Source organism: Caballeronia sp. dw_19, assembly GCF_018449515.1.
GTDB lineage: Bacteria > Pseudomonadota > Gammaproteobacteria > Burkholderiales > Burkholderiaceae > Caballeronia.
Genome location: NZ_JAAVUQ010000027.1, coordinates 77,388 through 100,542, shown reverse-complemented (window position 1 = coordinate 100,542; position 23,155 = coordinate 77,388). Strand labels below are relative to the sequence as shown.

The following is a 23,155-nucleotide window of genomic DNA, read 5'->3' as shown; positions in this document are numbered from 1 at the left end:
GCCGTCAAATTGCTCATACCGGCGATACGTGTGATTCGTTCGACATACCCGGCAGCACGGACTGGACCGCGCCAGCCGTTGCCCCAGCCGTTGCGCTCTTCATCAGTGCCGCCGCTTTAGGCGCCCCACCCTCCGCCTGCACTTCACCGGACGCCGCCGCGCCGGCCTGATTCGCAAAACCGCGATACAGATCCAGATACCGCCGCGCCATACGCGCCCACCCAAATTGGTCCGCCAGGCGCCGCGCAGCTTCTCCCATTTCACGACGCAATTCGGGTGCATCAGCAAGCCTGGTGATCGCGCCCGCAAGCGCGGTGGCGTCGTCGGGATCGTCGAGCACAATGCCGCAATCCGTGCCGATAATCTCGGCCCCGCCCGCCGTCTTTGCCGTAATGATCGGCAGACCCGCCGCGAGTGCTTCCAGCAGCGAGAGGCTCATCGCTTCGTAACGCGATGGGAAAACGAACGCGTCGACGGAATGCATCAGCGTGGGCATGTTCTTCACCAGCCCCAGGAAATGCACGCGATCCGCAATGCCCAGCGCCTTCGCTTCATCGGGGTAAGGACTGCCCGGGATATAACCCGCCACCGCCAACTGAACATGGGCGGGAAGTTGCACCAGCGCCTTTAACACCGTGTCCAGGTTCTTGCGCGGAGTGCGCAGGTCGCCAACGAACAGCAACAGGCATGCATCGTCCTGCAGTCCGAACGATTTTCTGTCGGCACCATTCACCCGGGCCGCACTGAACGCGCTCGTATCCACGCCGTTATAAACCACCTCGATACGCTCACCAGCCACACCGTTCGCGCGAATCTCGATAGCCACTTTCTCGGACACCGCGGCAATGATCTTCGAGCGCTGATACGCCCAGTGTTCAAGCCGCGCATTCACGCGGCTGTACAACACCTGATACGCGGACCACAAGCCACCCGTGAGCTTGAACGGATAATACGGACTGCGCAGCCAGCCGCCATGCACGAAGTGCGCGGTATTCACGTCGGCTTTCGCCCACGATATAAAACCGTTTACGTGCAGGACGTCGTATTCCTTCTTGTGCGCCCTGAGCCACAACGCCGTCTTCAACGCGAAGACCTGCTGCTTGAAAAGTTTGGTCGGCCAGAAACGCCCGACCTTGATCGCGACCCATCGCAAGCGCGCTTCACTAGCAAGCTCCGGTGCGACGTGCGATGCCAGCAGCGTGACCTGATGGCCTTCCGCCAATGCAGCGCGCGCGATCTCGTAGTTCACGCGGCCTTGCCCATCGTTGTGACGCACGACATGAGTGACGATGGCGATTCTCATCGGAGTGCCTTTTCAGGGAGGGAGTGTTCAAAGAGCGCTTGCGCCCGGCGACGCTCGAGCCGCTGATGGTGACGCGCCGCGAGGACCGAGCAAAGGCCCATGTAAAGGATCATCCCGCCAATAGACGTGAACGTGTTCGTGAACACCAGCATGCCGACAATCGCAAATGCAACGCTTAAGGAAGCCTGCGCGTATTTGTCGTCGCGCAACGAAAACGAAGCACGGAACGCGCGTGCGAGCAGCAAGCCAAGCCCCGCAAGATACATCAGCGAACCCGGCCAGCCGAGCACGAACGGCACGTTCATCACGCCGCTGTCAAAGCTGCCGTATTTGCCGAGATCGCCATTGGAGGTGGAGAGTTTCGTCGATGAACCGGTGGCGCCGAAACCTTCGCCGGAGACGTCGGTGAACGCGGTTTTCGCGAACGACGCGTAGAACTCGTTGCGGGCGGCGTAGCTGTTGTCATCGCTGAGATTGGTGATGGACTGCAAGCGCGTCGCCATCTTGTCGGCAATTGGACCGAAGGTGAGCAGCGGCACGGAAAGTCCCGCCAGCACCACCGCGCCCACAAGGATCCGCACCCGCACCTTGTTGCTCGCCTTGAGCAGTTGCAGCACCATCGCGATGACCCAGCCGCCCCATGTCGAGCGGACCATGCACAGGCCAAACGAGATGAAGCCGAGACCGCCCGCGACCCAGCGCACGCTTTGCGTGCCGGCCATGGTAAAGGTGAGCGCGGCCATCATGGCGAGTGCGAAGGGGCCGGACGAATTCATGGTGCTGAACACTCGCACGCCGAGCCGGACCGGATCGCCTTGCGACGCCATTTGCGAACCGATCATCCACATGGAGTCCCAGCCCGGCATGAGGAAGAACTGCACGAGACCGTAGCCGCCCATGAACAGCATGCCCCAGATGAACGTGTCCAGGATCGCCTGGCGGTACTTCGGATACTCCCGGGCATGGACCATGATATGAAAGCCGATCAACACCGGATATAGCCACGCCGCAAGGTCATAGGTGGCCGCCATCGGACCGTTGGACATCACGCCAATCAGGTACGCGTAGGCCAGGCCCATGAAGATCAGGAGGAACGGCAAGCCGCGCCGCTCAGCCAGCACACGATAATGCCGGACCACGGTCAGCGCGCAGATCATGGTCACGACCACGGGCGCGATCTGGATCAGGCTGGTGGGCGTAAAACCGCCCTTCGCGAAGTCCGCGAGCCGACGCACTTCGGGGCTGAGAAACCACTGCCACCATACAAAGCCGATGTAACGCGCGGGACTCTTGAAGTACAGCCATACGCCGACGGCCGTCGCCATGGCCGGGAATCCATACGTCAGGGCCGTTCCCTGATGCGCCACGATAAGCAGCAGCGTGAACGTCCAGAACCCGCTTTGCGGCACCCAATGTTTGGGGTCATCGCGGAACAGGCCGAGAAAACCGGCGCGCAGGGGCTTGCCACCGTTCTCGATCAGATCGGCCAGATACTTCGGCGTGCGGGGAGCGGCCTGTGTGCTCATGGATCAGTTCACGCGGCGTTGAGGAGCAACATTGCCAAGCTCCGCATGCAACGCGGTTTCCGAGGGACGCGCGAGCATATCCATGTACCGCGTCCTCATGAACTCTTGCGTAAGACGGACATGCTGAAGCGCGAACTGACGTGTCGTGTAATCGCGTGCGGCGAAGTGCCGGCTCGCCGCCTGTGCGCGTTGCAGCGCGAGTTCGGGATTGGCGACTATTGTGTCGAGCGTGCGCTGCAACGCGGGAACATCGTGGGCCGGCACATAAAACACGTGCTCGGGGCCGAAGTAATCGCGCAAGGACCCGACATCGGAGACGATCACGGGCTTGCCTAGCGCCACCGCCTCTAGCACGACCGTAATTCCCGACACATGTGAGTTCGGACGCAGCGGCACCACGATCACGTCGGCCCAGTCATACAGTTCACGTGCCGCTTTCAGGCCTACTGCCGGCGCGATCTTGACGTTGCTTGCATGCAGCGCTTTCGATACCCGCCGACGCGTCGCGATCCGGACTTCATGCGCCGGATTCTGCCGGAACGCCTGAGCAAGCGACTCCCAGTCGCGATCACGATCGTTGCCAATGGCGGCAATTCGCACCGGCGTATGCGGTTGCCAGGCGCTCGGCTCCTGCAACGGAAAGTCGATCGGATTGATGCCGTAGTAGACCTGTTCCACGTCATCGCGCTTGAAATATTCACGCGCCATTTGCGCGTTTTCGCTCGCATGCGTGGTCAGGACATCGGCACGGGCGAGCAGCTTTTTGTACACCCACTTCCTGAGCGCACCGAAGCCCGCCCACTTGTCGACCAGCCACACGCTTTGCGCGAGCAACATCGGATTGCCACGAGCACGGCCTTTCAAAAGCAGCAGCAATGCCGCCGATAAATGCTCGTGCTCGGTATGCGTCCACACGACATCGGCACTGAGAATTTCCTCGCGATTGCGCCACGTATGAATGAAGTCGAAGCCAAGCGCCGCCTTCAGTCCACGCCGCGCAAGCCGCACGAATTTGTTCTCGGGTTCATCTCGCGAATAGGTCAGCGTAAGTTCAGGAGACTCTGCATGGTGATAACCGTACAGGCAACCGATGTTCTCCCCCGCCCGGTAAAACCGCGGGTCTGCGCCATAGAACAAATGCACGTGAACCTTGGTCGCTTGCATACGGGAAACCTCCGCGTCGCCCTGATATTGTGAGTTCCGGACCCGCGCTACGCGGCTCATACGGCGCTCGCGCCGTCGGTGCGGCCGCGCATGGCGAGCGCATAGGCTGCGGGCACGTGCTGCGCGTCGCGGCGGGCGTCGTTGGCGCCTCGACGCATCGCGCGATAACGCGTCCAGCTGGCGGTATCGCGACTGCGGGTAAGGGCCAGCAAGGCATGCGCGAAGCCGGGCATTGCACGGGTGCCAATGGCGGCGTACCAGTACCACGCGATGTGCCGCGCCACCGGACCCAGATGCTCGCGCAATACCAGATGCAGGTTGTATGCGGTGTCGGCGAGCGCGTCCAGTGTTTGTGCGTCGCGGCCGTTGTCATCGAAACGTTCGGCGGGGAAATGATCGACCGCCACACGCGGATCGTAGACCATCTTCCAGCCCGTACGGCGCACGCTCAGACTAAACGAGAGGTCGTTGGCGGATTGCGCGCCCTTGCCGCGCAGACGCGTATCGAAACGCAATCCGCCCACCGCCGAGCGTCGATAAATCATGTTCGCGCCCTTCAGCAACGAGACCGTTCGTGGCGCGCCCACGCCCAGATGATGGTTGCCGCAGATCTTGCCGGTGCGGCGTATCACACCGACTTCCGAACGTTCGCCATCGAGCAGCGCCCCGCGTTCGAACACCCAGTCGCGCCCGCCGAGCGCGCCCAGCGTTTGATCGTCGCTGAAGGCTTGATCAATCCGTGCGAGCCAGTCGACGCGCGGCGCGGCGTCGTCGTCGGTGATCGCGATGATGTCGCCGCGCGCCGCATCAAGTCCGCGGTTCAGCGCCGCGACCTGCCCGCCCAGACCTGTCTCGATCACACGCAACTCGAACGGATTGTTCGCGGCCAGCTCCGTTTCGAGCGCGCGATGCGTCGCATCGTCTTCGGGACGCGCGATGACCAGCACTTCATCCGCCGGGCGAGCCTGCGCACGCAACGCGTCGAGGCAACGCTTCAGGTCGGCGGGACGACGATATGTCGGCACCATCACGGAGAGGGTCAGGGTTGAGGTCGATGCTGGGGTCGATGTCATGCAGCGCTCCGCTCGCGTTCAAACATTCAAGTAGTCTTCAACCGCCGCATAGTGTCCGCGGTTATAACCACGCGAACGTTGCGGCATGCCGTTCATGATCGCGCCGTGCAGCGGAATACCCGCCGAGCGCAGACGCCGGATCGCATCGGAAATTTCCATTTCGTTGTGCGCGCCTGAGCGCATCACGAGGAAGTTGGTCCCCGAAAGCTTGCCAATGATCGATGCATCCGTGACGGCGAGCACCGGCGGGGTATCGATGAAAACTACGTCGTACACGCGCCCCAGGCCGTCGAGATATTGCTGCAAGCGCGGCGACATCAGCAGCTCCGACGGATTCTCCGGACGCTTGCCCGCAGGCATGAAACTCAGGAACGGCGTGCGCGTGGTGCGGATCGCCTGCTCAAGTCCGACCGTGCCGGCCAGCAATTCCGCCAGGCCATTCGTGCGCTCGACGCCGAACGAACGTTCCAGCTTGCCGCGCCGCATGTCGCCGTCGATCAGCAACACTTTCTTGCCCGATGCCGCGAGCAGCACGGCGAGGTTCACCGCGAGAAAGCTCTTGCCGACACCCGACGCCGGACCCGTCAGCATCACCGTATGATTGCGCGCTTCCATCAGCGTGAACTGCAGCGACGTACGCAGGCTACGCATGATTTCCACGCAGACATCGTTTGGACGCATGGTCGCGAGTATGGGCGCAATCCGGTCACGATCACGCTCCGTGCGCTTCGCTTCCGCATCGAGCTTCACCTGTTCCATGCTCATGGGAACGAGGCCGATCAGCGGCAAGCCTGCCAGACGCTCGACCTTGTCCGGGTCCACGATGCCCTTGAACATGGCGCGGCGCAGGAACACGAGGCCAGTCCCAAGGATCAGACCGAGAATCACGGCCGCCGACATGATGAGGAATTTCTTCGGCTTGATCGGCGCACCCGGCCGCAGCGCTGCATCGACAATATGCACGTTGCCGCCGGTCCCGGCCTTCTGCACCGACAACTCCTGCACGCGATTCAGCAACAGCACGTAGATGTCTTCGGCCACTTTTGCATCGCGCTGCAGCGATACGGCTTTTACTTCGGAGGCCGGAAGATTCTTGAAGCGTTCGCTGAAGCGCGCACGTTCAGCTTCCAGTTGGCCAAGCTGCTGCTGCGCGACGATGAGCGCCGGATGGCTGCTTTCGAAGCGCTGGTCCAATGTGGCGATCTGAAGCTTCAATGCGGAAATCTGCGCCTCGTACGTGATGCTGCCTTCAAGGTAAACCTTCGCTTCGTCGCTTGCGTTGATCGAACCGGACTTGCTTTGATATTCCGTCAGCGCGGCTTCAGCACGCTCGAGATCACCCTTCAGTCGCGGTTGTTCGCTCTTCAGGAACGCGAGCATTTTTTCGGCATCCGCCTGCTTACTTTCAATGTGCTGATGCAGATACGAATCGGCCAGCGCATTCGCAATTTCAGCCGCGCGCGCGGGGTCACCGTTCTCGAGCGAGATCTGGATCACACCGGTCGACTTGCCCTGCTCGACGACCGTGATGCCCGACTGAAATGAGGCGATGGCATCGAGGTCATTGGCCCGTAACACCACGAAGCGCGTACCGGGACGCGCCACCAGTTTCGTGACATCGATGGATACGCCATTGCCCTGCGCCATCTCACCCACACGGCCTTCGAGCAGTGGCACACCTTCCGGCGTCCCCAGCGAATAGCGGTCGTTGCCGAGCGCAGTCATGGTCAGCTTCACGCCTTCCAGCGACGGGACCACTTCAATGGAATCGACCGTGGCTTGTTCACCGCCCCACGCATACGACGTCATGCCGAGCCACGGCTTCCCGGGTTTGCCTGGCGTGGCGAGCCGTGCAGCGATGCTGCCGAGCACCGGCACGGTCATCGGACTCACTGAAAAATTGAGCTTGCACTGCGTGACGACCGGCGCCACCACGCCACGGCTCTTGATGATCTCGATCTCGGCGTCGGTCGGCAGCGCGCCGGACGAATTACCGATCGCGGCGCCCGTCTGCGTCTGGGTGAGCGCTTGCGACGTATTGTCGGACTGCTCCACGCGAACGTGCGCGTCGGCGGAATAGACCGGCTTCGCGACGTAGCAGTACCCGGCCGCGGCGAGAATGATGAACGCCGCGGTACCGATCAGCCACCAGATGTCGTCGAGGACCACCTGCAGCAACTGCCCGAGGACAACGTCCTCTTCTTCGGTCTTGCCCTGATAGGAATGTGCTGGCGTGCTCACGATTCAACCCCGGTTGGTTTGAGGTATTCGACGATCTGAAAAGCGTTCATCGCGTCAGTTCCTTCAGGTAGAAGAGTGTCTGCAAGGTCGGCAGAACCTGGTTGACCATGCGGTTGAACTGGACGGCGCCAGCCGTGCCCACGTACACCACGTCGAGCGGGTGAAGCTGGAATTGCGCGGACAGCAGCAGCGAATCCGGTTGTGTCAGATCCAGCCGGTAAATCTCCGGCGAGGTCGGCTTCTCACGTGCACCGCGCACCACATAGATTTGCCGTGCGTTCGCGTCCGTGTCGAGGATGCCGCCGGCTTGCGTCAGCGCATCGGCGATCGTCAGGCGGCCTTTCATCATCGAAACAGGCAGCGGCGTCTTGACTTCGCCCATCACGAACACGCGGCTGTCGGTACGATCCGGCACGTTCACGATATCGCCCGACTGCAGCATCACGTTCTGCGAAATCTCGCCACGATCGAGCACGCCGTCGGCATCGAGCACATAGAGTTTGCCGTTGCGCGTGAGGCGCACGCGCTGCAGGTCGGCGTCGGCGTTCGTGCCGCCCGAGCGGGTGATTGCATCGACCAGCGTGAGCGGCACATCGCTCATCGCGAGCGGTCCGGGCGTCTTCACCTCGCCGGTCACCGAAACCTTCTGGCTGCGATAAGCAAGCACGCGAACATCGACTTGCGGTTTCTTCAGGTACGGCGACAAGCCCGCCGCGAGCTGATCGCGAATCTCGCCGGCCGTCTTGCCCGAAACGTGCATCTTGCCGACGAACGGGAAGTAGATCGTACCGTCAGGCGAGACCGTCTGCCCGAACGGATCGGCCTGTCCGGGCAACGCAGTGGTGTATGGCTGCGCGAGGGCGCCAGCGATCGTTTGCGTGGTGTTGCCGCCCGCCGACAAGGTCTGCCCCTGCTGCGTGGTCAGCTCCGGGTGATCCCATATCGTGATGCCGATCACGTCCTGCGGCGCCAGGCGATACACGTATTGCGCCGGATCGGCAAAACGCGCGGGCGGCAACGCCGCTGCCGGACCCGGCCGGTTCTGCTGCATGATCACGTCCGCCGTGATCAGGTGCACTGAATAGGTCGCGCTCGGCGTGGGGTCGGAATCGTCCAGGCGCGACGTGTTCAGGTTGTAACCCGGCAAGGCGCCACAAGCCGACAAAAAAGTCGTCAGCGAAAAGACCACGGAGACAGATAAGACTAGAGACCGGTTCACCATATTTTATTCAGCCATCCCTGGACCAGACGTTCGATTAGCCCGAAGCTCTCGCGATAGGCAACTTCGTGGCCGCCGTAAGGATCGGCCACTTCAGAGTCTTCCCACTTGCCAAGCAGATGCACCTTGCCGCGTGTGTACGGCGCCATCTGTTCAATCGCGGCAATCTGCTGTCTTTCGGGCACGAGAATCAACTCGGCTGCGCGCGCCATGGACTCGTCGAGCCGGCGCGCGGAGTGTCCCGATGGATCTACGTCGCGCTCCGCCAGCAAGCGGTACATCGTTGGATCGATGTGGCGGCCTTCCTCGGCAAAGAGGCCGGCGGAGCGGAATTCGATCGGGCGTCTTGCGTCTTTCCCCGCTAACTTGCCGGCGTAAGCGCGGAACAGCATTTCCGCGGCAGGGCTTCGGCAGACATTCGCATGGCAGACAATCAAGACGCTTCGAAACATGGGTTGTATCCGTTAAAGCGGCGCAGTCGCGGCATCGGGTCCTTCAACCGAAGCCGCGCTCGCCACGCCTGGTGTGTCGATATCGTTTTTATTGACCAGCTAATGTTGCTGGCTTGGAGAACCCGCTCAGACCGCTACGGGCGCCTTCACCGCTTGCCGTACGCCACGTCCGATCGCGTGATACTCCACGCCGATCTCGTTCATGGTTTCCGGCTCGTAGAGATTGCGGCCGTCGAAGATCAGCGGGGTCTTGAGACGCCGCTTCATGCCGTCGAAGTCCGGGCTCTTGAATACCTTCCACTCCGTCACGATGATCAGCGCGTCGGCGTTATCGAGGGCTTCGGTGTGATCGTTCGCGTAGGTGAGGCGAGCGAGCAGCGCAGGTGTGTCGTGCAGATCGAGCGCGATCACGCGGCGTGCTTCGTCGGTTGCGACCGGATCGTAGGCGCTGATCGACGCGCCGCGTTCCAGCAGCGACGCGATCAGTACGCGGCTGGGGGCATCGCGCATGTCGTCGGTATTCGGCTTGAACGCCAGGCCCCACAGCGCGAACTTCTTGCCGCGCAGATCATCGCCCAGACGGGCCACGATCTTGTTGGCAAGGGTTTGTTTCTGCGCCTCGTTCACCGAGGTGACCGCCTTCAGGATTTCCATCTGCTCGTCGTACTCGCCCGCCGTCTGGATCAGCGAACGCACGTCCTTCGGAAAGCACGAACCGCCATAACCGCAACCCGCGTACAGGAAATCGTAGCCAATGCGCGGATCGGAACCAATACCGCGACGCACCGCCTCAATATCCGCACCCACGCGATCCGCGAAATTCGCGAGTTCGTTCATGAACGAGATACGCGTGGCGAGCATGGCGTTGGCCGCGTACTTGGTGAATTCGGCCGAGCGCACGTCCATGTAAAGCGTACGTTCGTGATTGCGGTTGAACGGCGAATACAGGCGCTTCATGCGTTCGCGGGCGCGTTCGCCGGGTACGTCGTCGTCGCAACCCAGCACGATCCGGTCGGGCCGCGTGAAGTCGTCGATAGCCGCGCCTTCCTTCAGGAACTCCGGGTTCGATACAACCGAGAACATGTGCTGCACACCGCGCGTGGCGAGTTCCAGATCGATTGCTGCCTTCACGCGACGCGCCGTGCCGACCGGCACCGTCGACTTGTCGACGATCACCTTGAAGTTGTTCATATAACGGCCGATGTCGCGCGCCGCAGCCAGCACGTACTTCAGGTCGGCGGAACCGTCCTCGTCGGAGGGCGTGCCCACCGCGATGAACAGCACTTCGCCGTGTTCAACCGCAGCCTGGACATCGGTGGAAAAGCTCAGGCGTCCTGCCGCACGATTGCGTGCGATCACGTCCTGCAGGCCCGGTTCGTGGATCGGCACGCCGCCGCCGTTCAGGATTGCGATCTTGCGTTCGTCGAGATCGAGGCACAGCACGTCGTTACCGATATCGGCCAGACACGCGCCCGTCACGAGGCCTACATAGCCGCTACCGATGATGGTGAGTTTCATAGCACGCGCTCCAGGGTTGGCAAATTATTCAAAGCGTTCTTGGCGGGGGTCTTGGTAAACTTCTTAGTAAGCATTCGAACCGGCGAAACCCTTCCACAAGGTCATTGCAACAATCTTCATGTCGAGGCCGAAGGTCCAGTGCTGCATGTAGTACAGGTCGAGTTTCACGCGCCCCATCATCTTTTCGATACGGTCGGTCTCGCCACGAAAACCATTCACTTGCGCCCAGCCGGTGATGCCGGGTTTGATGCGATACCGGTACATGTACCCCTTGACGAGATCCTTGTAGATGTCGTCGTGTTCGAGCGCATGCGGACGCGGACCGACCACCGACATCTCGCCTCTCAGCACATTGATGAACTGCGGCAACTCGTCCAGGCTGGTTCTGCGCAGGAACGCACCCACGCGTGTCACGCGCTTGTCGCCCTTCTTCGCCTGCGTGACGTGACCGGCCGTTTCCTTATGCACCTTCATCGAACGGAACTTGTAGATCTCGAACTCGTAACCGTCTATGCCCTTGCGTTTCTGCTTGAAGAACACCGGTCCCGGCGAGGACATCTTCACGGCCACCGCCAGCACGATCAGCAACGGCGCGAGGCACAGCAGCACGCCTGCGGCGAACAGGCGGTCGAACACGCGCTTCGGCAGAACCTTGAGGTCGGTGATCGGCGACGCAGCCAGGTTGATGGCCGGCACACCGAGCAGATCAACCACCGCATGGTTGAAGAACGACAGGGCGCGCACGTCCGGTATGAAGCGGATATTTACGAAGTCGTCGCGAAACTCCGTGACGAGCTTGTGGATGATCCGCTCCTGCGATATCGGCAGCGCCAGCCACAATTCGCGAATCGCGCGGCCACGCACCAGCTGCGTGAGGTCGTTCAGGTCGCGGCTTACCGGTACGCCGGCCAGCATGACGTCCGGGAAGGTTTCATCGAACACATAGACCGGGCTGAACCCCGCCTCGGGACGGCTGCGCATCTGTTCGATCAAGAACTCCCCATAAGGCGCCGCACCCACGATGGCTACCGCTTTTTGGTTAAAGCCTTCGCGACGGATCAACTTTAGCGTGGCATGTACACCGGCCTTCGAGATCATCAGCAAGGCCGCTGTCGCCGCGCCCCAGTACATCAGCCACATACGTGACAGCAAATCCGCGCGATGCACGCTGAAGGTCAGCAGCACGCCGGCGCCCTCCACCATCAGCCACGCCAGCGTCACGCGCCACAGCAGGTCATACACGGGCTTGCCGCGCCACGACTGGTATATCCCGAACGACGGGAACGTCATGATCACCAGCACGCAATTGAACGCGAGCAGCGTGCTTTGCATATCGTCGAGCCAGACGGCATTTCCCGCGTGCAGCGATGCGGCCAGCAGCGCGCCCAGCGCCACCATCGCAATGTCGATCATTCTCGAAAGCACGCTCAACATGTAAGACACCTCGGGTGGGTAGATACGGTCTGCCTGGATCTCGCTTCAGCTTCACTCATTGGTTAGCAAGAGAGAAAGCAAAGGCGGAGAAACGAGAGCGCTCGTCGCCTTGGTACATACCCGTATGAGGCTGGAATTAAATTCATGCTGCAACCGCAAAATAATGCGCGATTTAATTCACGTCTTTCCGCATATTTATTTTTGTCACGAAGCGGTTTGAAGGCCACAACAGCAGTCTACAGGCGATGTATTGATGAATTTTTTTCAGATTGTTACTGATCGCTCAACACCATGCTGACAAAGGCGTTTAGCCGAATCCAAGGTGATTAATTTTCGAGAAAAAATTCCTGAAAGGTAAGAAAAAAATTCAATCCATGACTCTCGTTACGATTTAGTTACCAAGTTACCGATTTGAGTATGACAAGTGATTATTTTTCTGTTTTTTGATTTATCAGCTATTTAGTACGTGCTAAAAATTGTAATACCCGATCAAGCCCAAGGAGTTCCCTCGTCATGACCGCTCTCGACACGACAATTACCAGCACTCCGCTCACGCCCGGGGCCATTGAAATGAAACTCAGAATCCAGCCGGTCATCCTGGCCGGTGGCGCGGGCACGCGCCTGTGGCCCATGTCACGCGAGCACTTCCCCAAGCAACTGATTGGCTTGATCGGTGACCAGTCGCTACTGCAATCCACCGCACAGCGCCTGGATGGCCTGACCTACGGCACTGCGCGTATAGACGACGCAATCATCGTGTGCGGCGAGGATCACCGCTTTACGACCGCCGACCAATTGCGGGCCGCTGGCAGGCGCGCACATCTCGTCCTTGAGCCGCTTGCACGCAATACAGCGCCCGCGCTGACTGTCGCCGCCATGCATGCAATGGCGGCTGGTGAAGACGCTATCCTCGTGGTGATGCCCGCAGATCATGTTGTTACGGATACCGAAGCATTTCACAAGGCAATCGGTACGGGTGCCAAGTGCGCGCAGGACGGTGCGATCGTCACCATGTGCATCGTGCCGACGCATGCCGAAACGGGCTACGGTTATATCAAGGTCGGCCAGCAGATGCTTAGCTCGGGTGCGTGGCAACTCGAGAAGTTCGTGGAGAAACCGCATCTCGAACTCGCGCGACAGTACGTCAGCTCCGGCGAATACTGGTGGAACGCGGGCATTTTCATCGTGCGCGCTTCGATCTGGCTCAAGGCCATCGAACATTTCCAGCCTGCCATCTACAGCGCCTGCCGCGCCGCCTGCGATGCCGGCACGCACGACGGAGAGTTCTTCCGGCTCGACAAACAGGCGTTTGCGGCCTCGCCGTCGGACTCTATCGACTATGCCGTCATGGAGCAGTTGGCAAACGACCAGAGCGTCTGCTCGGGTGCCGTCGTGCCGTTGAACGCAGGTTGGTCCGACGTGGGCTCATGGGATGCAATCTGGAAGATCCTGCCGAAAGACGGCGAAGAAAACGTCGCGCGTGGCCGCGTGATGTTCCAGGGAGCTTCATCCACGTATGCGCATTCCGAAGGCCGGCTGATCGCGTGCGTGGGAACGCATAACCTGGTGATCGTGGAAACGGCGGATGCCATTCTCGTCGCGGACAAGGAGTGCGTGCAGGACGTGAAGGCGATCGTCGGGCGCATCAAGGCGGAGCAAGGCAAGGAGGCTGCGGATCATCGCAAGGTGCATCGGCCGTGGGGTCATTACGATTCCATCGATAACGGCGAGCGCTTCCAGGTCAAGCGGATCGTGGTGAAACCGGGTGCGCGGCTGTCACTGCAAATGCATCATCACCGCGCCGAACACTGGGTCGTGGTGCGCGGTACGGCGCTTGTCACGCGCGGCACCGAGACGTTTATTCTTGCGGAAAACGAATCGACCTACATCCCGATCGGCGTGCAACACCGGCTCGAGAACCCGGGCAAGATGCCGCTTGAAATGATCGAGGTGCAGTCGGGAACGTATCTGGGCGAAGACGATATTGTCCGTTTCGACGACAAGTACGGCCGGCAATAAAAATACCGAGCAGCACGTGATTGACGCGCGCCGCTCGGCGTTTCGAGCTCAAAACCATTTTGAGTCAAACCAGACTGACTGGAACAGACGTGGTCCTGTGCACTATCCGGCGTTAGCCTTGCACGTCCGCATAGCGGCGGATCTCAACGCGCTCCGGCGCTGCGGCGGGGTCATGCTTCGGCTCGCCCTGCGGCGCGTGGCTGGCCGCATTGACAACAGGCGCCGCACGATGAGGCGCGTCCGCAGCGGTTTGCGGAGGATGACTCACGCGCGTGGATTGCGCCGCGATCCATCTGCGAGACCATTCGAGCGCGTAGTCCGCCGCTTCCTGCGGGTTTTCATAGCGCGGACCGATCAGGCCAGAACGTTCCACCCGGCGGCCGTCCTTCACTATTTCGGCCCAGCCGCGGAACATGCTGCCCGCTACCGGCCGCGCGATGGCGTAGATGGCGTAGCCGCGGCCGTCATGCACAGGGGCGCAGTCGGGCTCGAAGGCCATTGGCAAGGGATCGACGGAATGGTGCCATGCCCCCGCGCCCGACGGCTCGCGCTGTAGCGAACGCGAAGCCGTGCTGACCATGGCCGCCCTGCCTGCCGACAGCGGCGTTGGCGCATTGGCGCGCGCAACGTCGTGCGCTTCAGCTATCCGGCGCGGGACGGTATTGAACAATGCGTCCACCGCGTTTGCGCCGTTTCCGTCAGAGCCGCCCCACGACTCCGGGTTCTGCCAGAACACGCCGCGCAGGCGATCGCATTCGTAGGTGGCCTGCGTCTGGCGCGGCGGCGCTTCGGTCGGCGTGGACGGCAGGATGGCGAAGGACCGGCCACGCGATGCCAGCCGCGTCACCATTTCGATCAGCGTGCCGTTCATTTGCCAGTCGTTGAAACGACGGCGGCAGGTGGGCACGGTCGGGTAGTGACTGGGCAGCTTCGACCAGGTTTCGCCGGTAGTGAGAATCCACAGCACGGCATTCACGATCGTGCGCGGATGCGCACGCGGACGGCCACGCCGGTGTTCACGGACTTCGCCTTCGGTCACGAGGGCGGCAACCAGTGCCCATTCTTCATTACTGAGTTCGTCGAAAAACATTGCGTTGCTCCATGCAGCCGGACTGCGCTGCGAATGTTGAACCAAGCGTAGCAGGCATTTTTTCCGCCTGTAAACGGATGAATCAAGAAATTCGAGGTATTCGCAAACGTTTGCTAAAAACAACAAGATGGTGCATGTAATCTGCATCAAATCCGCTACCTGGTGCAGAACAGGTTCCAAAGCGGCGCACAACCCAACTCTGGCATCTTGCGTATGAAGATTATTGCAGGAAGCATACCACCCTAATGGTTTGCCCGAATATGACAAAGCAGTAGATTTTCAGCGACCGTTATCACAAATAATTCTTACACTTCCGAGTAATTTATTCCGATTCACCGATTGCCGTATTCAGTACGCTTTTCGATGCACCTATTAAGCAAACCCAGAAAAATCCGTATCTATCCTTAGCGCCCGATAAGCGCGTTCGACCCGTTCGACATCTGATGCCCGGTTGCTGGCTTGTATGCCTTCCAATTCAGGAACTGGTAAGGAAACAGCCTTGCAGTGTGGATAGTCGCGCACCCGTAAATCAGGCGCGATGGTCGTGAAAAACGCCGTCGTCGGGATATCAAAGCCGGCGGCTATATGAACGGCGGCTGTATCCGGCGTCACCAGATAAGCCGCGTGCTTGATCCACGCAAGGAAATCTGCCGTGTCGGGCGCTCGCGAAGTGACGTCAGTGTAAAGCATATGATCGATAGCGCCAAAGCCTGCTATGGGAAGCCTGTAGCGCTGCCATAAGGCTTCGACGAAATCCTTGTGCATAGATGCAGGAATGCTGCGCACCGGCGTACTTGCGGTCGGGCACAGCAACACATAGTCGCCCTTTAGCGTCTGAGGCCTTGGCAACGCCAGCTTCTGCAGCCAGTGATTGCGCTTGTCTATAGCCTGGACTTCGTCGGCCTTAATCCCCATTGCATCGAGAAAAAAATCGATCATCGGCAGCGAAGCGAACTTTGGCCAGAATAAATGATTGCCTAGGTCCACGCCCAATTCTTTGTAAGTAATTGCGTCAAGTTTCACCGGCAAATCCACGATGGAACCCAACAACGGTGCGGCTAGCTCGTAAAGACGCTTTACGTAGTCAGGCGCATGAGCCGGTCGATAAATCGTGAAGGAAATGCGCGGAAACTGGGCCTTGATGGCGGTAAGAGCAGTAAGGCCGATGACGGAATCACCCAGTGTCACACCCATGCCATTAATCACGTGTACGTGCGACTGAGCTGCGTAATCCGGATTGAATTCGGCCAAGGCGGCATTGCGAATGCCGTTTGAAAGCCCGAGTGCGCGATAACCCACGGCATGGCTATCCGTTACTTCGATATCGTAAGGCGCCACGATCTCGTCATCAGGAGAAAGCAGCGACCCAGCGTTCGTCAACGCGGAGGCATCATCAAGCAGCATTTATGAGTCAGATGGTTGAGCCCAAGCGCGGCGGCGGGACATTTGTCAAAATGGGCGGCATGGTCGGATATAACGGCGCTCAGTGGCACAGGACGTATACCACGATCGCTCTGACTGGACAGCAAACTCCCCGCTGGATTTCATGGCGGGCAACGAAATTACGACGCAAATCTCATTCCTGCACTAACGCGGAAAGCCCGTTGCGAGGCTTGCCCCGCGTAATGACCTCTGCTGAGTTCTGTAGGGGAACGAAGAGAATGTCCCTTCAGCCATGCGCAACATTGGACGCTTGCTTCTTTTCTATCGGGAAAACACACGTGAATCGTTCCACCCCGAGGCCATCAAGCATGCGGAACGCGCCGACGGGGTCTTGCGCGATCTGCGAAGCCGGTCCAGCAGCGATCAGATGATCGTTGCCATCACGTGCGAGCCGTTTCACGCACTCAAGGAAACCGAGCGCTAGATGAAGCCTCAATTCCTTGGCGAAGTCGCCTCCACTGAATGGACGAGCAGCGGGATCCGGTCAAATCATCAGACTTGAACTTTGTGCAAGCGAGTGAGCGCTAGGTAACACTTTGGAATAGCCGTCTGACCTTCTGCAGGTTTCGGCGGAATATGCTACCAACAACTCCTATTGCCTTACCCCAATAGAACATACCAAATGATGAGTCCCGTTAGCCCGCTCCCCGTCGTTGTGGCATTGCTCCTCGCACTAGCGACAGTCAAAGCCTTGAGCTGGCGATTCGAGCCGCCAAAAGCAATGGGGCGCTTTGTAACCATCGACGGACTGCGAGGATATCTCGCATTTTTTGTGTTTTTACATCATTCGTCTGTCTGGTATTTCTATCTAAAAACTGGCATATGGCAAGAACCGCCGTCGAATTTATTCAATCATTTCGGACAAAGTAGTGTCACTCTATTTTTCATGATTACGGGTTTCTTGTTTTTCACGAAAATTATGGACGGAAAGAAGAAAGAGATTGACTGGATAAAATTGTATACTTCCAGGGTGTTGCGACTTTTTCCGTTATACCTTTTTTCAATGATCTTGCTTTTTTTGACAGTAGCAGTTCTTTCCAAAGGAGTATTGACTGATTCTCCAGTAAAACTCGTGATCTCCGCATTAAGGTGGCTGAGCTTTACAGTTTCAGGCGAGCCGGAATTAAATGGAATAAAGGGCACCGCTAATATTGTGGCGGGGGTGACCTGGACGCTTTCTTATGAGTGGTGCTTCTACCTATGCTTGCCGTTGTTGGCAATCGCTATTGGTGCCATGTCAGCGAATTCAGTGCTGATAATCGGGATTATTGGTGTCCTGGCTTGCGTTCTGACGCGCGCAGCGCCTGTGCATCTTGCGGCGTTTGGCGGTGGAATACTTGCGGCATTGCTTGTTCGCCGTGACTGGTTTCTTCGAATTGCTGCTAGCAAAGTTTCATCCGTCATTGTGGTTGCAGCCATTATCATGGTAGTCGTTTTGTTTCCAACCGCTTACTCTTTCCTCCCGCTTATCCTTCTCACGCTCAGTTTTGCATTGATTGCTGGCGGCGCCACGGTATTTGGCGTACTAAGCAATCCTCTCTCGCGAATGTTCGGCGAGATGGCCTACAGCATATATCTCTTGCACGGAATTGTCCTGTTCACGCTTTTCAATTTTATTATCGGAAAAAATCACGCGGGAATGCTATCTCCTATTGGTTACTGGAGCGTGATTTCACTAACAACCCCGGCTCTTATTTTGATTTGCTTTACCACATTCAATTTAATTGAGAAGCCCGCCATGCAACAGACGGAAGGCGTAGCCAGGTGGGTTCGGTATGTAATGCAGACACGGCGAATCGTCGTAAAAGACGCGCCCTGATTTAACGGAACTTAAAGGCTTCAACAGACTTTTTAGAGACCTGCTCTTCAACGTCCCTCCGCCACTGGGGGTGCAGGCGGAACCGGCGCGGAAATGTAGCGATCCGCGTCAGACCAATAAAGAATCAATCAAATTGGATTGAGCCATGAGATATGAACCGTCCCTTGATGGCCTGCGCGCCGTCGCCGTCTGCTCCGTGCTCGTGTTTCATTTTTCGTCTGCATGGTTGCCCGGAGGATGGGTGGGCGTAGATATATTCTTTGTACTCAGCGGTTATCTGATAACCACTATCCTCACGAACGAGATGGACAGATATGGCAACATAGATTTAAAGAGATTCTATATCAACCGATTCCTCCGGCTTGCGCCGGCGTTCGCGTGCGTTCTGGCATTCGTCGTAGTGCGTGCCGCCCTGACACATAATGTCGAACATCGTCACGCAATCCTCGAGGCGGCGGCCATAGCTTCCGTTTATCTGATGAATTGGAGTAGAGCATTTCATTGGTTACCTGAGGACATTATTGGGCATACGTGGTCGCTATCCATGGAGGAGCAATTCTATATTCTTTGGCCCATTTCAATGATGTTGCTAGGTAGCAAGGCAAATAGAATTTACTTTGTTATCTTTGTGATTCTGGCCGTCACGCTATGGAGATCTAATCTGGCTCTTTCTGGTGCCGACCTGGAGCGAACCTACAACGGACTGGATACGCATGTTGACGCGCTCATGATCGGCTGTGCATTCGCGCTCTTGAGGCCACATTTAAAGTTGTCAAGGTTCGCTCAAAGAACAGCAATAATTCCCGCATTTATAATGATACTCCTATTGACAATGATGGAACCTCGAACGATTCAGGCTCAAACTATTGGCCTAAGCATATCTGCCATCTGCGCTGCATGGCTCATATTGGCAGCGCTTGAGGATGGTTGGCTAAAGAAGGTGTTGTCGCTTCGACCGCTTGTTTATACCGGGCGCATTTCCTATGGGCTGTACCTATGGCATTATCCAATTATTCTGATTGCCCTCTCGAATTTACCGAAACGATTGCAAATTATAGCGATACCTTTATCGTACTTGGTCGCTGCGGCGTCTTTCCGATTCATAGAAAGACCTTTCCTCAAGTTGAAATCTCACACAAGAGCACCGATCAATGAGGCTCCGGAGGCGACGCCAGTGAAGCCCTAAACACACTAGCGAAAATCGGCAAACCGAAAGAACAACGGGATTCATGCATGCTCGCGCTTTTTTAAGCGGTGCGCATGGTCATCGGGGCACCCGCCCCGGCTGCATTCAAGGCTTGATAACCGTCAACCGAATCCTGCCATTGCGATACGACCCAAGGCGAGTACTAACACTGAATCGCGGTAGCCAGAATCCGCGCATCCTCACGATCGATCGTCGTCATCGTGAAGCATTTCCACTGCGTACCGACATATTCGAAACGCCCCACCCCCAGGCCCAGATTCGTGCGGTAGTTGTCCCACTCCGAGTCCATGGCAAGCCAGTAGTCAGCCCCTACCGAGAGGACCAGCCGCTTGCTCAGGTCTGCCTCCGTGCTCCCCGGCTCAGGATCAAGTTTTGCCTCTAGTGTCACGATCACGCCCCGAACCGCTTGCGGGTCGATTGCCGCTCTAACTGAGGTCGGCCAAAAATGAAATGCGGCGAACGGGTTCGTGGTGACGGCTATATTGCCCTGCGCGTCGCGTCCAATGTCGGCTTGTGTGTGCCGATTGCCCTTATAGTCGGTCTCGAACTGGGCGCCATCGAACGAGTTCTCCGATTGGACAAGCTCCAGATTTCCAGAAGTCGTGAGCACGTAAGTTCTCAGGTTTCTGAGCGATACACGCAGGCTGATCGGTTCGGTACCATCGGCGCGAAATATCTGGCCCCACCCCGTCATCGAGCGAAAGTTACGCGCGGCAGCATTAATATCTTGAACGACCGGTTTCTTGCTCCAGTTATACGATGCAGGAACGCCATACGGTATGGCTTCGTGCGGCATCTTCATATGCCGCACCGCTTCTCCAATGGTGATCGTCAGCGGCGCCGCGTCATCGGCCAGCACGGCAGGGGCCGTCATCATCGCGAGACATGTTGCGCCTGCGATTACGAGGCCCCGGCAAAGATTCCCTGAATGTTTCATTTGAACCCCCGCCATCAACACAACACGAAGGGCTCGTCGTCAGGCTTCAGTTTTGTTGATGCATTTATTACGGCTCCGTCGCGCAACCATGACTAGCGTTCGGCTCGCCATGTGTCGCAATAGAACACGTTCCGTCTCAAGAAGTACATAGCGATAGAACGCGAGCGACAGCACCGCGAGACATATCGCGCCGTAGACCACTTGCCAGCCTATGCCATCGACTACGATAGCTCCGCCCACGGCCAGCGTCTGCAAGGTGCAGATCAGTGCCAGTCGCCATATTGCGACGGCGGGCACGCTGGCCACAACACCGCTCACCCACAGCAGCAAAACGAGGTCTAGCAACATCCGCAGACTCCAGATCACCGCGGCGCCTTCGATGCCATACCGCGCCAGCACCCATTGAAGACAGAGTATGTAGACGGGCAGTTCGACTATATGGAGCTTGGCGGTAATATCCGAGCGTCCATTCGCCTGAATCAGGTTCGACGGTACTTTCGCGAGACTATTGACCAGCAATCCGAGAGCAAGCACTTGCAGTACGAACGCGCTTTTCTGCTCGAAAACCGGTCCCAGCCAGAGACGCAAAAGCGGATGTGCGACGATAACGATAACCAGCACAAACGGAAACACACAAGCGCTCATCAGTTTCGTGCCGAGGCTCATCATCTCCTCTCCCGCCATTCCGTCTGCGCTGAGCGCGAGCCGCTTTGACATCAACGGGAACAGAACGCCGAGAATGCCTTCGGAAATGAAGTTCAGCCGAAACACCAGTTCGTAGGGCGTGGTGTAGAACGCAACAACCGCCGCGCCGAGGACCGAGCTGATAAAGAACCTGTCCATGTACTCCATGACAGGGGACAACATGTTCGACACGGCCGTCCAGCCGCCGTAGGAGAGCAGGTCCTTCAGGCTGACCGAGGTTGTCTGCGGTGTCAGGTCCGGCGCCGGCAACTCCCTGTACACGGCCACGGCATACGCGAGCGTCGACGCCACGCGTCCGACGAGCAGCACAGCCACCATTGCGTCCAGTCGCACCGTGAATGGCAACACGCATACAGGCCCGGCGAAGGTCCAGATGCCTTGCAAGACGCGAACGCCGTTGGTCACGTCAAAGCGGTGAAATGCCTCGAGCACGCCACGCAGGCCACTCGTCAACACAACGAGTGGAATGGCGAAGCCCAACATGAGGAACGAGGCGCGTGTCTCATTCAGATAGACAGGCTTGACCTTCAACCAGGCAATGAATGCATCGTTGAAGAACACCACCATGACAGGTCCGATCAGACTTATCAGAACCATCATGGTCAATGCACTTCGGACGATGGGCCTGAGTTCGTGAAGCCGGCCGGCGCCCACACTACGCGAAACATGCAGCGTGAGGGCTCGCCCCAGGCCGAAGTCGAAAATCGTGAGATAGCCGATTACGGTCCATGCGATCGTCAACAAGCCGAACCGGTCGGTGCCTATGTGGCTGATCACGAGCGGAATGCAGACGGCTCCGACCACGAAGGGAAGAAGAGGTCCGCTGATGTTGTAAACCAGATTCCTCACAAGCGATGGAGCAGCGGGCATTTCGGATACTCCAGGAGTTCAGATCCGGCGGTGACGACCATGCATTCAGAACCGGTTAAACAGGATCCCGACGCGGGTGAGAACATTGTCCAGGCGGTTCTGCATCACAATCTCGCTCGACGAGGCGAGTTCGATTCGCCGGCGCAGACTGCGCTTTGCACCAAGCGTGAGTTCCATGAAGCGGCGCTTGTCGCCTGACAGGCGTTGACCGTAGTGCGCCAGGAAAAGACTGTTCTGTTCAGACGGAAACCGACCGTTCAACCCTCTGAACGTGCGCTCATAGCGCATCCTGATTCGCCCAAGGATGGTTGTGCGGGCACCTACCTGATTGTTTCCGTGCTGCCGGTATTTGATTGCAGAGCGGTCGTCGAAGATCACGCGACCGAACGCCGATACCGCGAGATAACACCACCAGTCGTGCATCAGGATCTCGCGCACCGACTCGGTCGAGATCACCAGGTCTCGGGCCGACCGGTTCATGACGCCGGTGCATCCATACACGATGTTCTGAAACAACGCATTCTTGAAGCCGATGTCCCTGAACAGTCTTTTCGTAAATCCGATATGCCGCAGACTTTCATCGACTATCTCCAGCTTCGAGCAATAGAGCATCGGTAGATCGTTGTCGCCTTCGGCACGTAATGCCTGCACTGCGTTGGCAAGCTTGCGTGGCTCCCAGACGTCGTCCTGATCGCAAAACCCGTAGTAATCGCTTGAACTGTCGGCCTGCTTTAGAGCGGTGAGGAAGCTTCCGGCCACGCCCCGGTTATCGCCGGCGATCCACTGGACGTTGTCATGGCGCGAAGCAAAGTCGCGCAGGATAGACAGGGTGGAGTCGCGCGACCCGTCGTCCCTGATCAGTAGCGTGACGTCCACGTCTTCCTGCGACAGGATGCTGTCCAGTTGTTCGGCAAGATACTTTTCGCCGTTGTAAGTAGACAGTATTACCGTTACCCGATCTTTGAGCATTGTGCTTGGCGCTCCACCGATTTCATTGGGCCCTTCCACAGGTGTTCCCGGCAGCGCTCCAGCAGCGGGAGTCGGTCGGGTGCGCGATCGCTAGTTGATCAGCTCCGCCAGACCGACCAGCGGATGCTTCAGGTTTCAGATTGTTCAGACCAGACCCTATGATTTT

18 protein-coding genes are annotated in these 23,155 nt (G+C 58.4%); 3 read left to right on the top strand and 15 right to left on the bottom strand.

The genetic code is table 11. The features are described 5' to 3' along the window. Positions 1-13: 13 nt before the first annotated feature. From HB376_RS28660 to HB376_RS28620, 9 genes are all read right to left on the bottom strand, one after another. Positions 14-1,303, bottom strand: a complete 1,290-nt coding sequence (locus HB376_RS28660; RefSeq protein ID WP_213767088.1) for a glycosyltransferase family 4 protein — start codon at positions 1,301-1,303, stop codon at positions 14-16. After that, a complete protein-coding gene (locus HB376_RS28655; protein WP_255631624.1) occupies positions 1,300-2,829 on the bottom strand; it encodes a glucose-6-phosphate isomerase in 1,530 nt (509 codons plus the stop codon). Before HB376_RS28655 ends, HB376_RS28660 begins: the two co-directional genes overlap by 4 nt. Before the next feature lie 3 nt (positions 2,830-2,832). Then, positions 2,833-3,993 carry a glycosyltransferase family 4 protein gene (locus HB376_RS28650; protein ID WP_213767087.1) on the bottom strand — a complete coding sequence of 387 codons (1,161 nt, stop codon included), beginning with the start codon at positions 3,991-3,993 and terminating at the stop codon, positions 2,833-2,835. 56 nt (positions 3,994-4,049) lie between these two features. Beyond that, positions 4,050-5,036 carry a glycosyltransferase family 2 protein gene (locus HB376_RS28645; protein ID WP_213767096.1) on the bottom strand — a complete coding sequence of 329 codons (987 nt, stop codon included), beginning with the start codon at positions 5,034-5,036 and terminating at the stop codon, positions 4,050-4,052. A 48-nt stretch (positions 5,037-5,084) separates the two neighbouring features. Next, on the bottom strand, positions 5,085-7,307 hold the full coding sequence (locus HB376_RS28640) for a polysaccharide biosynthesis tyrosine autokinase (RefSeq protein WP_213767086.1): 2,223 nt from the start codon (positions 7,305-7,307) through the stop codon (positions 5,085-5,087). 46 nt (positions 7,308-7,353) lie between these two features. After that, positions 7,354-8,529 carry a polysaccharide biosynthesis/export family protein gene (locus HB376_RS28635; protein WP_213767085.1) on the bottom strand — a complete coding sequence of 392 codons (1,176 nt, stop codon included), beginning with the start codon at positions 8,527-8,529 and terminating at the stop codon, positions 7,354-7,356. After that, complete coding sequence (locus HB376_RS28630; RefSeq protein ID WP_213767084.1) at positions 8,523-8,978, bottom strand: low molecular weight protein-tyrosine-phosphatase; 456 nt, start codon at positions 8,976-8,978, stop codon at positions 8,523-8,525. Before HB376_RS28630 ends, HB376_RS28635 begins: the two co-directional genes overlap by 7 nt. A gap of 126 nt (positions 8,979-9,104) precedes the next feature. Beyond that, positions 9,105-10,496, bottom strand: coding sequence for a UDP-glucose/GDP-mannose dehydrogenase family protein (locus HB376_RS28625; RefSeq protein WP_213767083.1), 1,392 nt, complete (start codon positions 10,494-10,496; stop codon positions 9,105-9,107). Positions 10,497-10,559: 63 nt separating this feature from the next. Beyond that, on the bottom strand, positions 10,560-11,930 hold the full coding sequence (locus tag HB376_RS28620; protein WP_213767082.1) for an undecaprenyl-phosphate glucose phosphotransferase: 1,371 nt from the start codon (positions 11,928-11,930) through the stop codon (positions 10,560-10,562). Between the two features lie 513 nt (positions 11,931-12,443). Between HB376_RS28620 and HB376_RS28615 the strand changes: the two genes are divergently transcribed. Beyond that, positions 12,444-13,949 carry a mannose-1-phosphate guanylyltransferase/mannose-6-phosphate isomerase gene (locus tag HB376_RS28615; protein WP_213767081.1) on the top strand — a complete coding sequence of 502 codons (1,506 nt, stop codon included), beginning with the start codon at positions 12,444-12,446 and terminating at the stop codon, positions 13,947-13,949. Positions 13,950-14,061: 112 nt separating this feature from the next. Here the strand turns inward: HB376_RS28615 and HB376_RS28610 are convergent, their stop codons facing one another. From HB376_RS28610 to HB376_RS28600, 3 genes are all read right to left on the bottom strand, one after another. After that, positions 14,062-15,039: a transposase gene (locus tag HB376_RS28610; RefSeq protein WP_255631623.1), complete on the bottom strand. Its 978-nt coding sequence runs from the start codon at positions 15,037-15,039 to the stop codon at positions 14,062-14,064. A 372-nt stretch (positions 15,040-15,411) separates the two neighbouring features. Continuing rightward, complete coding sequence (locus tag HB376_RS28605; protein WP_213767080.1) at positions 15,412-16,443, bottom strand: ADP-heptose--LPS heptosyltransferase; 1,032 nt, start codon at positions 16,441-16,443, stop codon at positions 15,412-15,414. 265 nt (positions 16,444-16,708) lie between these two features. Next, the gene (locus HB376_RS28600; protein ID WP_213767079.1) at positions 16,709-16,882 is read right to left on the bottom strand and encodes a hypothetical protein; all 174 of its coding nucleotides are present in this window, start codon (positions 16,880-16,882) and stop codon (positions 16,709-16,711) included. 222 nt (positions 16,883-17,104) lie between these two features. Between HB376_RS28600 and HB376_RS28595 the strand changes: the two genes are divergently transcribed. Both HB376_RS28595 and HB376_RS28590 read left to right on the top strand, forming a co-directional pair. After that, complete coding sequence (locus HB376_RS28595) at positions 17,105-18,301, top strand: acyltransferase (RefSeq protein ID WP_213767078.1); 1,197 nt, start codon at positions 17,105-17,107, stop codon at positions 18,299-18,301. Positions 18,302-18,446: 145 nt separating this feature from the next. Then, positions 18,447-19,487, top strand: coding sequence for an acyltransferase (locus HB376_RS28590; RefSeq protein WP_213767077.1), 1,041 nt, complete (start codon positions 18,447-18,449; stop codon positions 19,485-19,487). 163 nt (positions 19,488-19,650) lie between these two features. Here the strand turns inward: HB376_RS28590 and HB376_RS28585 are convergent, their stop codons facing one another. From HB376_RS28585 to HB376_RS28575, 3 genes are all read right to left on the bottom strand, one after another. Continuing rightward, a complete protein-coding gene (locus HB376_RS28585; RefSeq protein WP_213767076.1) occupies positions 19,651-20,385 on the bottom strand; it encodes a hypothetical protein in 735 nt (244 codons plus the stop codon). 99 nt (positions 20,386-20,484) lie between these two features. After that, positions 20,485-22,020 (bottom strand): flippase, encoded by a 1,536-nt coding sequence (locus HB376_RS28580; protein WP_213767075.1) that lies wholly within the window; start codon positions 22,018-22,020, stop codon positions 20,485-20,487. Positions 22,021-22,065: 45 nt separating this feature from the next. Continuing rightward, entirely contained in the window at positions 22,066-22,989 is a 924-nt protein-coding gene (locus tag HB376_RS28575; RefSeq protein ID WP_213767074.1) for a glycosyltransferase family 2 protein, read from the bottom strand. Positions 22,990-23,155: the final 166 nt, after the last annotated feature.